This is a genomic window from Ruegeria sp. AB7, assembly GCF_056542625.1.
The window spans coordinates 1-14,624 of sequence record NZ_JBQGAC010000013.1 but is presented as its reverse complement, the minus strand read 5'-3'; the positions used below and the strand labels follow the sequence as shown (position 1 = coordinate 14,624).

The 14,624-nt window shown below is 53.4% G+C and carries 8 protein-coding genes; 3 read left to right on the top strand and 5 right to left on the bottom strand.

Translation table 11 applies throughout. The annotated features are described in order from the left end of the window. Nucleotides 1-146 precede the first annotated feature (146 nt). Together xrtD and ACR0EN_RS20535 are read left to right on the top strand one after the other, a co-directional pair. Nucleotides 147-1,745, top strand: a complete 1,599-nt coding sequence (xrtD, locus tag ACR0EN_RS20540; RefSeq protein ID WP_480588524.1) for a VPLPA-CTERM-specific exosortase XrtD — start codon at nucleotides 147-149, stop codon at nucleotides 1,743-1,745. 174 nt (nucleotides 1,746-1,919) lie between these two features. Next, nucleotides 1,920-3,233, top strand: a complete 1,314-nt coding sequence (locus ACR0EN_RS20535) for a glycosyltransferase (protein ID WP_170819466.1) — start codon at nucleotides 1,920-1,922, stop codon at nucleotides 3,231-3,233. Nucleotides 3,234-3,300: 67 nt separating this feature from the next. On the opposite strand, the gene ACR0EN_RS20530 is transcribed toward ACR0EN_RS20535, so the two are convergent. From ACR0EN_RS20530 to ACR0EN_RS20515, 4 genes are all read right to left on the bottom strand, one after another. After that, nucleotides 3,301-4,947 (bottom strand): hypothetical protein, encoded by a 1,647-nt coding sequence (locus ACR0EN_RS20530; protein WP_170819465.1) that lies wholly within the window; start codon nucleotides 4,945-4,947, stop codon nucleotides 3,301-3,303. Between the two features lie 3 nt (nucleotides 4,948-4,950). Then, on the bottom strand, nucleotides 4,951-6,030 hold the full coding sequence (locus ACR0EN_RS20525; RefSeq protein WP_170819464.1) for a DegT/DnrJ/EryC1/StrS family aminotransferase: 1,080 nt from the start codon (nucleotides 6,028-6,030) through the stop codon (nucleotides 4,951-4,953). A gap of 71 nt (nucleotides 6,031-6,101) precedes the next feature. Then, nucleotides 6,102-7,235 carry a glycosyltransferase family 61 protein gene (locus tag ACR0EN_RS20520; protein WP_170819463.1) on the bottom strand — a complete coding sequence of 378 codons (1,134 nt, stop codon included), beginning with the start codon at nucleotides 7,233-7,235 and terminating at the stop codon, nucleotides 6,102-6,104. A 219-nt stretch (nucleotides 7,236-7,454) separates the two neighbouring features. Next, nucleotides 7,455-9,452: an acyltransferase family protein gene (locus tag ACR0EN_RS20515; RefSeq protein ID WP_480537304.1), complete on the bottom strand. Its 1,998-nt coding sequence runs from the start codon at nucleotides 9,450-9,452 to the stop codon at nucleotides 7,455-7,457. Nucleotides 9,453-10,061: 609 nt separating this feature from the next. Between ACR0EN_RS20515 and ACR0EN_RS20510 the strand changes: the two genes are divergently transcribed. After that, entirely contained in the window at nucleotides 10,062-11,183 is a 1,122-nt protein-coding gene (locus ACR0EN_RS20510; protein ID WP_170567819.1) for an acyltransferase family protein, read from the top strand. Between the two features lie 61 nt (nucleotides 11,184-11,244). Here ACR0EN_RS20510 and ACR0EN_RS20505 read toward each other — a convergent pair. Next, a partial coding sequence (locus ACR0EN_RS20505) for a PA14 domain-containing protein (RefSeq protein WP_480588521.1) occupies nucleotides 11,245-14,624 on the bottom strand: 3,380 nt, incomplete at its 5' end.

Here is a 14,624-nt window from a genome sequence, read left to right as displayed (position 1 = left end):
CTTCTAACACAAAAGCCGCCTAGACGATGAAGATCTATGACATGATTTTGTCTGGTGGGCGTTTGAAAAGCTTTAATGACTACGCTTAGGATGACATAGCTTCCGCAAGATACGGCAACCCGGCCCGACCAGATAAACAGATCCTCATGACTGAATCCGCAGCCCAAACCGTTCTGAACCACCGTGTAGGTAAAAGCCTGCACTTGGGCCTTTTATGGCTTTTGGTGGCGACGGTGGGGGCGTTCATATTTCTATCACCAGGACTTGATGCGCTGCGCATTGCCTGGGGCCTGCCAGAGTACTCACACGCTCCGTTGATCCCGGTTCTGTCCGGGCTTCTTTTCCTCCGCCAACTCAAAGACTACCCCGAACGGCCCGGACCCATTGGTGATCGTTGGGTCGGAGTGGCAGTCGTGGCATTGGCACTCGTTTTTGGTGCGTTGGCACGGCTGGCTAATATCGACGACATGGCCGCCTATGCGCTGATCCTTTGGGTCGGCGGCATTCTTTTGATCAGCTTTGGCTGGTCCACCGGAAAACACTTCTGGCCGCCGGTACTGCATCTTGTCTACATGCTACCGCTGCCCGACACGCTCTATTACAAGATGTCTACCTGGCTGCAGCTGATCTCATCCGAATTGGGCGTATGGATGCTGGGGCTTCTGTCCGTACCGGTCTTTCTTGACGGCAACATCATTGATTTGGGCGTCACCAAACTGCATGTGGCCGAGGCCTGCTCTGGGCTCAGATACCTCTTTCCGATCCTCAGCTTCAGCTACATCTTTGCCATCCTTTACAAGGGCCCGATGTGGCACAAAGCTATACTGTTGATCGCGGCCGCACCGATCACCGTCATCATGAACTCGGTCCGCATCGCCATCGCGGGAACCGTCGTCAACTACTACGGGCTCGACTGGTTGGACGGGTTTACCCATTTCTTCGAAGGATGGGTGATCTTTGTTGCCTGTGTGCTGCTTCTGTTTGTTCTTGCCCGGATCATGCTGTTCTTTAACCCCGTGAAGATGAGCCTTACCGAGGCTCTGGATCTGGAAACGGACGGGCTTTGGACTCAAGCCAAACGCATACGTTTGGTTCAGCCTTCAGCCGCACTAATCACGGCCGCCATTCTGGCCGTCGGGGCCGTCGCAACATGGCAGATGATCCCCGAACGCGGCCAGATCGAAGTGACCCGTGAACGCTTTGCACTTTTTCCCCGAACCCTCGGCGACTGGCGCACAACCCCCCATCAACGGCTTGACCCAGTTGTGGAGGAGACGCTTGGCGCCGACGACTACCGCCAGGTCAATATGACCCGAGCGGATGGCGCTGAGGTCGGACTTTTCATGGCCTGGTATGCGGATCAGGGTCGGGGTGGCGTTCATTCGCCTGAGATATGCCTGCCCGGTAGCGGCTGGGAGATCGCCTGGCTGGAACGAACCGACATCGCTGCAGAAGTCGGCAGCGCGACGCCCTTCATGATCAACCGCGCAATCGTTCAGCACGGCGAGGCGCGGATGATGGTTTTCTACTGGTTCGACCAAAAAGGCCGAAAGGTAGCATGGGATCTAGCAGCAAAGTTCTGGCTGATGGTGGACGGCATCCGAGAAGGGCGGACAGATGGGGCACTCATCCGGTTGAGCACGCCGATTAGACCAGGTGAAAGTGATGCAGCAGCGGAAGAAAGGCTGCTGGATGCGCTGATGGCGATTGAACCGCCATTGCCTCGGTTCGTTCCCGCGGGGTAATCGGAGTCTAAGCTGTCGGCGCCATACTAAAGAGCTAGGATTTGCCAAGATTGGAACTACCCGGCGGAATATAGTTTGGTTAAATCAAAAGGTCATAGCGCGAGTACAAAAAGGACAAAACAGCTTCTTCGAAACCCAAACACTCCGCCAATATACAGAGGAAAACAAGGCCATATGAGTGCAAAGAAACTGCGGGTACTGGTTATTGCTGAAGCCGCAAACCCTGAATGGGTGAGTGTCCCTCTTGTTGGGTGGTCGTTGTACAACGCATTACGAGATATTGCGGATGTCCATCTAGTGACACAAATACGAAATCGGGAAGCAATAGCGAGGGCGGGGCTACAAGAAGGCACCGATTTCACCGTCATTGATTCAGAGACATTGGCACGACCCATGTGGAAAATCGCAAATGTATTACGTATGGGTGAAGGGAAGGGCTGGACCACGACGACAGCGATTAGTGCCATCATTTATCCTTATTTTGAAAAACTCGTTTGGAAAGAGTTCGGTAGCCGCATTCGAGAAGGACAGTATGATATTGTCCATCGTATTACACCTCTTACACCAACTACCCCAAGCTCTCTGGCAAAACGATGTTTAAAGGCAGGCGTCCCATTTGTGCTAGGGCCACTGAACGGGGGTGTGCCTTGGCCTGACGGATTTGATGCAGAGCGAAGACGAGAACGTGAGTGGCTATCTTATGTGCGAGGAGCCTATAAACTCCTGCCCGGAAGAACTGCAACATTGGCTTCGGCAAGTGCTATTTTGACGGGATCAAGATACACTGAAAGCGAGATCCCAAAACAATTTCAAACAAAGTGCATTTATATTCCTGAAAACGCTGTCGATATGACGCGCTTTAACCAAGTCGCTTCTCATTCTGGCAATTTACCTTTGCGCGCATGCTTCATTGGGCGCCTCGTACCGTACAAAGGCCCTGACATGCTAATAGAGGCCGCTGCCCCATTTCTTGCTGACGGACGAATGACACTAGATATCATCGGTGATGGCCCGATGATGCCTGATTTGATAGCGACCACTCAAAACCTTGGAGTTACAGATTCAGTATTTTTTCATGGCTGGGTTGAACACAAGGATGTCCAAGAAACCGCGAGCAAATGCCAGTTATTAACTTTTCCAAGCATCCGCGAATTTGGCGGAGGTGTGGTATTGGAAGCAATGGCAATGGGGCTTGTGCCAGTTATAGTAGACTATGCTGGACCGGGCGAACTGGTAATTTCTGGCACGGGCTACAAGGTCCAGATAGGATCTCGCGACGAGATAATCGAGCGGTTTCGAGATGAGTTGGAGAGCATTTTAAGCAAATTGGATGAACTAGTGGAAGTATCAGACGTTATCAGAGAATACGTGAGAAACCACTTTACCTGGCAAGCCAAGGCACAACAGATAAGCGACGTGTACGATTGGGTTACCAAACGCTCAATCGAGAAACCCACCCCATTTCCCGTAAAATTACCCATTGTTTAGCAAAAGATGAAGAAACCTCACTTTTCTTCTTAAAGACTAATTCTCAAGTGTTGGACATCCTATCCAGTTATTCGGCTACTGGCAGAGAACCCTCTAAATGGTTAGGCAGGATCTTCCGAAAAGCACCTGTTTCATCTCCTTCCCAACTTTGGGTGACATAGTCGCGCGCGGCATAAAACGACACTCCAGCGTCGCAAAAAAGATCGTAGGTCGTACGGAATCTTTCGGTCTGGGAAATTTGATCAGAGGCCGCATCTAGATACCCGGAAAGCGGCACCCATTCGGACGGGCACGTGCTGTCGGATGGAAAAATCGGCAACACATCTGGCGGACTCTCCCAAAACACGTTGCTGTTGAACCCATGCTGATTGGGCACGTCTGATCGGTAACCATCATCGGGCGCATGGGCCATTTTCGTCCAGTTCAATCCGAGTAAATCCAGGACTTCGTGATCGTAGGTCATGCGAATGGCACCAGCGGCGAACACACCTATGGAAGGTGTGCCCGGAAGTTCGTTAAGCTTGTCTCCAAGCACACGTCCCGCATCCGCGATCGCAAATTCTATGATCATATTGCCTTTTGTTTGCACAAAACGGGCTCCAGCCACCAAGGCAGTCACGACGAATGGTACAATCAGCAAGGTTGAAATCTGCCACCGCGGCCGATCTGTGGGGACCCAGCTCGCCAACCCAGCCACAATGATGGGCAAAGCCAGCGGCAGAAAATACAGAAACTGCCGATGTGATCCGAAGTGGTCTCCGCCAAGTACGGTATAGACCATTACACCGCCTACGATCAGATAGACCGAAAGCCAGAAGGCCCCCCTTTGCGCCCAGCCCCCACGTGACAGCACCATCGCACCAGACAGACAGAAACTGACGAACAACAAGACATTCTGCGGTTCTTGTAAGTAAGACAACACATAGCGCGCGCCGAGTTCAGCTTGTGCCAGAAGATCAGTCGAGGTTTTGGCATAGAAGGTGTTGGGAACCGGATAACCAAAATAGCTCAGCCGCCACGCTGTGGCGGCGGCAAAACTCCCCGCGCCTGCCAATCCGATCACAAGCCCGGTCAACAGACCTGGCACAGCAAAAAGTAGCCAGCGCAATACGTAAAACCCCGCAAGCGCCATGGTCAGTGCGATCCCTTCAGGTCGCGTCACAGGCAACAGCGCGGCCAGCACCGCTACCCCCAAAACTAGATTACCGCGCGGCCCTGCCCTGTCGATCCGGCATAAGAGCCAAACCATCACTGCGATCACCATGACCCACAGCGTGACATCCATCAGCGACCAGATCATCCAGCCGAAAAACGCCGGGAAGGCCAGAAAGGCCGCCCCGGTCAGAAGCGCGGGGATCGGCCCACTTTCAGCTGTCAACTCCCGGGTGATCCGCATGGCGCTAAAGAGTGTAACCCAGGCAAACACGGCGCTAAGCGCTGCCAGGCCTATTTCAGGCGTGCTTGAGATCCAGAAGGCCACTGCGTTGATCAGAGTCCAGATAAGCGAGGTTGAGCCTTCGACCCGCTCGCCGCCGATATTGTAGACATAGCCATGCCCCGCCGCGAGGTTGCGACCATAAACCTGCGTGATGTTGGCATCGTCAATGCCAACCGTCGGCATCAGAACCCAATATGCCAGAGCGGCACCTAGCATGGTGATCAGAAGCGCCACCAGCGCCGTCAGTCCATGATCCGCACTTGAAGAATAGGCCATATGTCAATGCTCGAGCAAAAGTTCGATATCCTTTGAAATCTCTGCATCCGTCAGAATGCTCAAATCGGGATGGGTCGGGAAATTGATCAGCCGCTCGTAAATGGCACTGACCTGTGGCAGCGGTGCAAGCGGCGGGTACTGCCGGGCGATATCCACACCAAGCTTCAGATTGGCAAGACGTGCATGATCAATCGGACGTGGCAACAATACGGGTATGCTGTTGGTGACCGGGGCTCCATCCGTTGGCAAAAGCGATGCGGCGCCCGCATCCGTGAAGAGGGCGGCAATGCGGGTACGCTGTTCGAGATAACCGGGTTTCCACTTAGCGACGTTTGCAAGCCGCGCAATCAGAAACGCACATGAGATGTCAGAGATTTTGCCGTTGTTTAGCCAGTATTCTGGCGCCTCTGGTATCCGGTCGTAGTTGATCAGCAGGCGCAGAAACTGGGCCGCCGAAGCTGGCGACAGCACCATCCCCCCTTCACCCAATCCATAGGGTTTCGTGTGGTGCAGGCTGAAAACCTGCCACGGCCAAGGCGGAATGTTGCGCGCCATCCCTGCAGCGTTGTCTATGATGAGCTGCTTGCCAGTTTGCTTGGCAAAAGCGATGAACCGGTCAAAATCTCGTACCAGACCAAAAGGGTTGGTAACGATAATGCCATCATAGCTGTCGACCTCCAGCGTCAGGATATCGTCGAGGTCCATGACGCCCTGTTCGTCGCAATCGACGAAAGACATGTCCGAGAAATATCCTCGCCCGAGGTTCTTGAAGCTGAAGGCAGACCCAACCCACCTCAGTTTCGGCACCCCTATGTCAGCCGCCAGGGCTCGTGCAGCCATCTCCAGCGCGATCCCAGCATTGGCACACGGCGTCAGCGTCAGTTCAGAACCCAGCGACATATGCGTGGAGTAATCGGCGACCAACTGGTCATAAAGAGGTCCAAAGTTGGCCCATTGGTTCATGGCCGAGCAGGTTTCCAACAAGCTGGCGACCAAGGGCATGTCCGGATTTTTCGCCTCGACGAATTTAACGGCTAAGTGTGGCGTGGTGAATTTTCCGGCATTTTTTTCAGCTTTTTCCATCCCAATTCCCTTGAGGGTAATACTATAACTTAACCACTCTTCAATTGTTCGTACATCTCGAGGAATCTGCTTCAAAGCCTTTCCAGTAGGCGTTTCAAACTATCCGGTTCAACTTGAAATCCGTTGTCGACCGGGTCTCCTACAAGGAAAGCGTAAGACAAGCCCATCCTGTCAGTAAACTCTTTATATACCATCGAAAAACGATCTGGTGGCTGTATGATCAAAAAGGCACCACCATCGGCAACGGAAAAAAGCGCGTGGGCGATATGGCTGCCTTCGACACCAGCAACGACACGAGCCCCCATAGACAGTCGGGTAATTTCCTCCCCATCCATTTTGTCAGGGTCGATGATCACGAAGCCCTCGGCCTTCAGTTCTTGGGCAATTTCAGCCTCATTAATCAATTCACGACGCTCGCCACCGCGCCCACGCAGGATATAAATGCCCCGTCGGTCCGGAAGAGGTCCATCAGCACACACAAACCGACGCGCCCGCGCCCGCAGCTCCTGATACCTCGCTGCCCGGAATGCATTTTGTCCGACATCTGAGTAAACGGTCAGATTCCTGACACGGCCACGCATAACCACAGGCGGTGCAGCCATACCGAAGACCTTACGATATCCCTCTTCGTGCCAGCGGGGTAACGCGCATAAGGTGATTGGATGATCATTCGGCCCGGGCAACAACTCCATGGGCAGGTTGTCCCACATGAAATGACCGAAATGCTCACTTCCGACCCTGCAGGTCACAAGTTGTGCACTGTCCAACTCCTGCCATTCTCTCTGGGGCTTCCCAAACAATCTGTCGTTGCCCGCCCCATAGCGCCCCCGCAATGCACCCTTATAAAGATACGCGCCTGAAACCAGTACATCTGACATCTCGTAAGACAAGGTCGGCCCGTGGTCCATTGGCGCGCCCTTGATCAAAACCTGTTCGATATCCCAGCTGCGCCAGGGGGCAATCTTTTGTATTTTTTTAAGTTCCGCTTCCGAATACACCGCAGGCTGGCTTGAGGAACACTCACCTGGGGCCAGTTCGTGAACACGATCTGCCTTGCTCAGAAAGTCGCCTCCGCGCCCCCGCATCAAGCGCGCGGCCATCCAACGCATTTTGATAGTGTCGATCACCACAAAAGCGATCCTTTCTGGTTGGGAATCCTCGACTTTACAGCTGTCCAGACAAGGCTTGGCATGGTCATCAAACATACAGCGATCAGGCGGGGCTCAGTCCCTAAAAAAAACTGATCGCGAGCGAGTGCTGTTATAATGAAGGGTTTTTCCCTTTCAGTATACGAGGAATGAGCATTTTGGTCCGCGTCTGGTAATACCAAATTATATTTCATCATAAATCTGGGGCTTATGCCGCGATTGTTGCCTTCTGGCCAGAAGGTTCTCAAAATAGACCTTTCTCTCGCCAATCCATTCTTATTCAAAAACAGGAGAGAACAGGTGTTGCAAACCCAGGGCTGTGGTTTTGGTTACGTGGTTGTTGTCGTAGTATGCGGCTCTTCCATCCTTCATCGCTGAACAAATATCGCCGGCGCAAAACTCCGGCCAGGTTTCCAAAAGTGTGACGTTCGGGCGGCGCAGAACTGGCTCGAGCACTTGGTTCGTGTTGTGCATTCGTTGTTTCAAATCTTTGCTTTGAACCAGTGTACGGGCCATAAGTTGGCTGTCATCCATGCCACGTATAACCGCATCTCGCGCCAAGTAATACGACCGGTAATTTGGTATCTCCGGCGGATGCTCTAATATGAATATCCTGTCCGACTTAGTTTCCAGTTCGTCGAGAGTCCGGTGAAGCGCGTTTGCAAATTGCTGTGGCTGATCGGCCCCAGAAAGCTCACCAATTGTTGAAAACAACTCGACCGTTGTTCTTTCGTCCACGCCAACACCTTTCCCTTCCACATAATAAGCCCAGCGGCTAACCAAAAGTGTCGCTTTCAAATCAGGTATTTTCGCCAAATCTTGTTGGAGTGACATGTTTGCTGTTTCGCATTTCTTGTTTGCCAATGCTGACAGACCGCTTTCGTTCTTTCCAACCCCAAACAATGGCACACAGCCATATTGCCAAACAACCAATGCAGGCACACCAGCCGATCTTGCCGCCGCCTCTAATCCAGCCGATACTGCAACAAGATGGCTATCGCCCCAAATCAACACTTCAGGCGCGCCTTCCGGACCAATATGGCAAACTGTGCTACCTGGAAACGTGTAACTCTCTGATGGGCGGCAGGTCGGTGTATCCCATTCCATATCCTGCGAAGCCTCAATGTGGGTACGTACATCGTAGGGGAATCGTTCGATTATTCCATTCCCAAGATAGATCGCCGCGCCAGCGCCTAGGGTGATTATCGAGGCTCCGGCGGCGCCTCCTATAAGCGCCTGAGGTTTCAGATTGCCAAAACGAACAGGTTTTTCAATGAACCGTAAGGACGCCCAAGCCAATATCACAGAGACGCCGATCAACATCACTCGTACCAGCAGGCTCAATTCCTCACCCGAATAGTATTGGGCCAGCACGATCACCGGCCAGTGCCAAAGGTAGAGGGAATAGGAAATCAACCCGATGAAGACGAGCACCGGATGGTTCAATGCCCAATTGACGGGATTGTCATGTTTACCGTTTCCGATGATCAGAACTGCGCCCAGAACCGGCGCAAGGGGCCAGAACCCCGGGAAACTCTCGTCCGACGGGATCAGCGTCACGGACCCAACAATCAGCAGTAAGCCGATCCAGCTGACAAGCGGATGTATGGACCATCGCCAGCCATAGCGATGCCCAAAGATCGCCAGACAAACACCAGCAAGAAGCTCCCAGGCCCGGAAGGGGAACAGATAGAAAGCCGCGGACTGAGACAGGAAGGTGAAGCCAATACATGCCACCAATGACACCAGCCCAAGACTAATCAGGATAACTGGCAGCCATTTTTGGGCACGTCGTAAAAGCAAAAGAAAAAGCGGCAATATGATGTAAAACTGCTCTTCGACCGCCAATGACCACGTATGTAACAAAAGTTTCTCGTCCGCTGCGGTGTCGAAATATCCCGCAGACAGGTAGAAATAAACGTTGGACAAATAGACCGTAGAAGAGATCAACTCTTTGCCCAGCTCTTGAAACTCGAACGGCAGAAGGACAAACCAGCCGACCACAAGGCAACTGATCGCCATCGTGAAATAGGCTGGTGCCAGTCGCCGTATCCGGCGGAGAAAAAACTGGTCCCATCGGATTCCACCCGTCTGGGTGAGTTCCGACCAAAGCAACCCGCCAATCAGAAAACCGGAGATGACAAAGAAGATATCAACGCCAACAAACCCGCCACCCAGACCGGGGAGCGAAAAATGGAAAAACACAACCGGCAGGATCGCCAAGGCGCGCAAGCCATCGATTTCACGTCTGTAGTCAGATGATGAGACCGTCATCCTTTGTCCCTAGAAGTACTCAATAATCAAATTTACCGATACACCCAACCTTTCGACACAAGATAAACCCAAGCCGCGTTCGTCTGTTATCAGAGCTTTTCAGAACACGTCGGTGATTTCGTACAGTACGATCTGGTTCGGTTTCAGTTTAGGCGACGGCAAATCAGGGCTGCAAGCGTTGTTTTTAGGGTGTCTTTTTCTTGATCTCCTTCCATTTTTAAACTCTGCACAGTTCTGCCGTCGCAGACATCAGCGGGTGTTCGACTGGTGATGTTCTCACTGTGTCGATGAATTGCCTGCAGAAGTCCCTGAGACGACCATAACGAGCATTCGCAACACCGGATGCGCTTTGATATGCGGGCTGAAGTGATCAAATGTTCTCAACACAGAACAGTGTCTATTAGGCGCTTTGGATTTTGAACGACCGTCGCACAATTGCAGCAAGAGCGTCACGGGATCATTATTCTTGCTCCAGCGGCAAAAAAATGTCTCATCCTCTGCGGCCTTCAGCGTGGCCGCCGCTAAACATTTGGCCTAAAACCAAATCCGGCACTGGTTCTTTTGGGGTGTTTCGTAATACTAGCGGCGCAATTTGAGCGGTTATTTTGTATGCAGGCCAAAGATCTATACGACGACTATCTTGCACGAAGGCATTTCGGCTCGCTTGACGGGCTCAGGTGTCTTTGCATCGGCGCAGTACTGTGGCACCACAGCCCGCTCTTTGATCCGGGTCAGGAACCTTTACGCCTGTTGGATCGCGGCTTCCTTGGTGTGGACCTGTTCTTCGTGCTCAGTGGGTTCTTGATTACGACGCTTCTACTGCGCGAAGAGGCCCGTAAGGGGCAATTTTCTATTGCGGGCTTCTACTGGCGTCGGGCGCTGCGGATCCTGCCGGTCTATTTCCTGATCGTGACAGCCTTATCGATCTATTACATCGCGTTGAAAGGCGAGACCCAATATGTGCCGTTGGTCAAGTTCTACTATTTTTTTATGGCCAATTTCCTGACCGAAGAAATCCCGCTTCTAGCACCAACCTGGTCACTTTCGGTCGAGGAACAATACTACCTGCTCTGGCCGCTGGTCCTGCTTTTGACCCTGCATATGCGCCATATCCGCGGCTGGCTTTTGGCGGCGGCCATCGTATTTTGTGCCTATGCCCAACAATGGGGGATGTGGCCAGGCCCGCTGCGTACCGAGAACGCGGTCTGGGCACTACCGGGGGGAGCTTATGAGGCCATCTTGTTGGGCTCATTTCTGGCTGTATTGTTGAATAATCGTCGTGGCTACATGGTACTGTCACGCGGCCTTGGTGGTCGATGGAGCGCGCTGATCTGGCTCGGTGTCTTGATAGTTGCTCTGGAATTTCTACCCGTAAACCTGACAGGTTGGCCACAGCTTGTTGTGCATCTGATCATGGCGCTCCTGCTGGGGTCTTTGGTCGTGCGGGAGGACAACGCATTGTCCCCTGTTCTGTCACTACCACCCGTCGCGCGGGTAGGTGCGATCAGTTACGGCGTCTACCTGTATCATCTGATCGGGTTGGATTTCACAACCCGCGGCCTGGCATTTCTGGGCGTCTCCGCGGGTGATCCAAGCTGGTCGCTTCTGGTCACTCTGGCTTATATTCCGATCTCCATCGCAATCGCTGAAATAAGCTTCAGAACCTATGAAAACTACTTCCTGTCATTCAAGCGCCGAAAGCCATTCCTCGGCCTGCTACAGAAGCCCTGATTTCTGTAGAAAAAGGGCGGTAGAGGAATGCTCAACCGCCCTGAGGATCTGAGTGGCCGGTTCAGCCAATCATATAGACCAATTCGGCTTCGTTATAGATTTCCGTCGGCAGGGTATCGGAATGCGGATCATGACCATCTGTCAAGGCCGCCCAAAGTGCAGCGCCATGGTCGTCCATATCACCCTCTTCACCAACATAGGACATATTCACGGAGCCCGAGCCCTCTGTCACCGACAGGGTGATCGTATCATTGGTGTAATCGACCACCAGATCGGCGTCATGGTTGCCTGCCAAACCATTGAAATACACGTCGGAGAACTCCCCGATTATCTCATCGACGGACAACAGCTCATATGTGCCGACGGAAAGGCCAGAGAGGTCCAGATCAAGCGTACCCAGACCAAGGTTCGCGCCCGAAGCGACGTCCGGGTCGTCACCGAAGGCACCTGAGCGGAACTCCCCGATCCCGCCGATGTCGCCATCCTCGGCCGAGAAGGCCAACGTACCATCTTCGGCAAGGCGCAGCACGGCGGTGTCGCCTGTTTCTCCATCGAAACCGACCTTGGCATCGTTGCCTTCAACATGAAGGATCGCACCAGCCTCGACATCGTAATTGGCACCATCTGTGGCCAAAATCGCCTGACCATCCGTGACGGTGGTCTGGGCACTCCCGCTCATATCACCGGTATTGACGAAACGGCCGCCGTCGACATTGAGCACGAGTGTATCGTCGTCGCCATAGCCATTCATCCACAATTGGCCGACATTGGAGACCTGAATCGTGCCGCCATCTTCGCCGACCGTGGTGTCGCCAGTGACAGTCAGCTTGCCATTACCAACGGTCAGCGTACCGCCGTCGCCCAACTCGAGGTTCGCAATGACAGTTGTGCCACCGTAACTGACCCAATTGCCGCCCAGATCGACACTGTCGCCGGCAACGCTGCCAGGCAGGTCTTCGGTCGTCCAGTTGAGCCTGTTGTCCCAGCGGATACCATCCCCCAGATCGCTGGGCACGAACCGCACGGTTTCAGCGATGACGCGCTCCTCGACGGCCAAGCCAAAGCCGGTCTGGAAGAAGTCAATGATCAGGTCGGCGTCCACATAGTGATCAAGTTCGCCGTCGGCCTGAGCCCGCAGAAACGCCACCAGATCCGGAATATCTGCATTCGGATCGCCCAGAAGTTGCTGGGTGAAATTCTGAATCGTGGTCGCGTTAAGAATGTCCGTGTTGAGACCATCAATATTCTGGTCTGGTTGCTCTTCTCTTGAACCATCCCAGTTATATACGATGGTGTCGTCATAGAAAGGGTTCTGGGTGTGACCAACAGCATAGCCTGCCCATTCCTTATAAGCTATCTCTTCCGGATTGTCGGGGTTGGCCAAGTGCGCGATGATGTTGTCTATCATCGTTGTATCCAGGCCGATGTTGCTGACCCCTAGAGATGGTCCAGAAGTATGTTCTGCCACGTGATAGCCTGCAGAGGTCACGACGTTGTCAGCAAAAAGCGTGTAATTTCCAATAAAGCCCGAACCGTTCCAATTGCCCCCGGCAAAGTTGCCTGCGGCGTTGCTGTTTGCGAGGACGTTGTCCTCGATGAAGCCGCCTGAGCGGATCATCATCGCATTGTTTGCCGCATTCATTGAAATGTTGTCGCGGAATGTGACATCCAAATTGTTATAATCGATGTAGACACCGTGACTGAACACACTCGGTGGTTGGCCACCAGAGGTCGACAAATTCGGGTCATAGTCCGGAGCAAACCCATTTTGATCAAACAGGGTATTCTGGATGAGCAGACCATCAGTATTGCTCATTAATATTCCTGTCGTGCCCTCATAGCCAGTCCAAGACCCGCCTTCCGATGGTGACGTACGATAAACATCTGTGACTGTTGAGTTATTCAGGGTAAATCCAACGGCACCGTCAACCATCAGAGTATTGCTGTTGATATCCATATTGTCGAACAACAGGTGAGACCCAGTTAGAGACGTGATCCCACCCGTCATCTCCAGATCGGAGAAGACAATATAGTCAGTTTGTTCGCCAATGATTGCGATGTTGTCATGAAGGGTTGGGCGGGCTCCGTCACCATAAGCGGTAATGTGGATCGGCTGCAGTGGGCTCTCACCTTGAGTGCCCCAATCGATAATGCCGCCCAGCCCCTCATACTCATATCCGCGCTCAAACAGGAGCCAGTGCGAGGACGGCTCGGAGCCGGAACCCGTGATCTGACGCCACAGCATCATCCCGGCCTGACTGTCCAGCGCCATACCTTCACTGCCGCCGTATTCAGGATTGTTGACAAGCCATTGCGCCGTAATCTGGTCAGCACGCAGCCCCTCAATGGCGGCGATATCCGAGATGCTCAGCGCATCATTGCTGCCCGAAACATAGACCTCACGGTGATTGTCACCATGCTCGACAACGACATTCCCGTTCTCATCCTGCTCGAGCATGTAGAAGTCACCTTTTCCCCAGCCATCGCCCTGCGTGGTCGGCTGCACGTTCACAGTGCTACCATGCACTTCGGTGGCACCGCCTGCATAAGTGACTTCATAGGTAAAGTTTATCTGACCCGAAAACTCCTGCTCGTGGCTCATCACCAGCGCCAGTGTATTGTCCGGGTTCACGGTCAGGTTCCCGTGATCCGGGCCTTCCAGAATAGAAATACTTTCAACGGATTCGCTATTTTCCACCTGTAGCGTTGTCACTCGACCGCCGGCCACGGAAAAGGCCGAATCCACGTCTACGGGTGGGATTCCGCCACCATCCGAGTTGTCATCCTGATCACCTGGTGTCGGATCAACAGGATCATCCTCAACGGGATCTTCGTTCACCGGCGTCTCATCGACAGGCGTCTCATCAACGGGTGTCTCATCGACGGGGGGCGGGGTTCCGTCGCCAGGGCTTGCCACATGATCCCCGGTCAGCAGGACGCGGTTACCACCAGTATCGGGGCCAGCCCACTCGAGCATCAGGGTCGCATCGCCAAAGGCCTCGAAGTAGAGCGCCTCAAGGCTATGGGTACCCGCCGACAGCTCGATCGTGGCGGTCTGTAGCTCAGTCGCATGCAGCCCGTCGTTGTCGATCAGGTCCTGACCATTGAGCCGCAGGCTGGAACCGTCATCCGATAGCAAATAGAACGTGTAACTTCCCGCCTGCTCAATATGCAAATCGGTCGTGGCACGCACGGCAAAGACGTCCTCACGGCCGCCCTCCCAGATCTGAGTGCTTCCATCGTAGTTCAGTGCATTGGTGAGCGTCGTTTCATCCGCTGCGGCAGAAAAATCGATCTGCGACAGTCTCGAAGGCCTGAAATCAAGCGCGAAGAAGGCCATGCGGAAGCCTTCCGAGTTGTCATCCTGATCACCTGGTGTCGGATCAACAGGATCATCCTCAACGGGATCTTCGTTCACCGGCGTCTCATCGACAGGCGTCT

Coding starts and splice junctions, on each gene's coding strand:
- xrtD (WP_480588524.1), top strand. CDS start 147: ATGACTGAATCCGCAGCCCAAACCGTTCTGAACCACCGTGTAGGTAAA.
- ACR0EN_RS20535 (WP_170819466.1), top strand. CDS start 1,920: ATGAGTGCAAAGAAACTGCGGGTACTGGTTATTGCTGAAGCCGCAAAC.
- ACR0EN_RS20530 (WP_170819465.1), bottom strand. CDS start 4,947: ATGGCCTATTCTTCAAGTGCGGATCATGGACTGACGGCGCTGGTGGCG.
- ACR0EN_RS20525 (WP_170819464.1), bottom strand. CDS start 6,030: ATGGAAAAAGCTGAAAAAAATGCCGGAAAATTCACCACGCCACACTTA.
- ACR0EN_RS20520 (WP_170819463.1), bottom strand. CDS start 7,235: ATGTTTGATGACCATGCCAAGCCTTGTCTGGACAGCTGTAAAGTCGAG.
- ACR0EN_RS20515 (WP_480537304.1), bottom strand. CDS start 9,452: ATGACGGTCTCATCATCTGACTACAGACGTGAAATCGATGGCTTGCGC.
- ACR0EN_RS20510 (WP_170567819.1), top strand. CDS start 10,062: ATGCAGGCCAAAGATCTATACGACGACTATCTTGCACGAAGGCATTTC.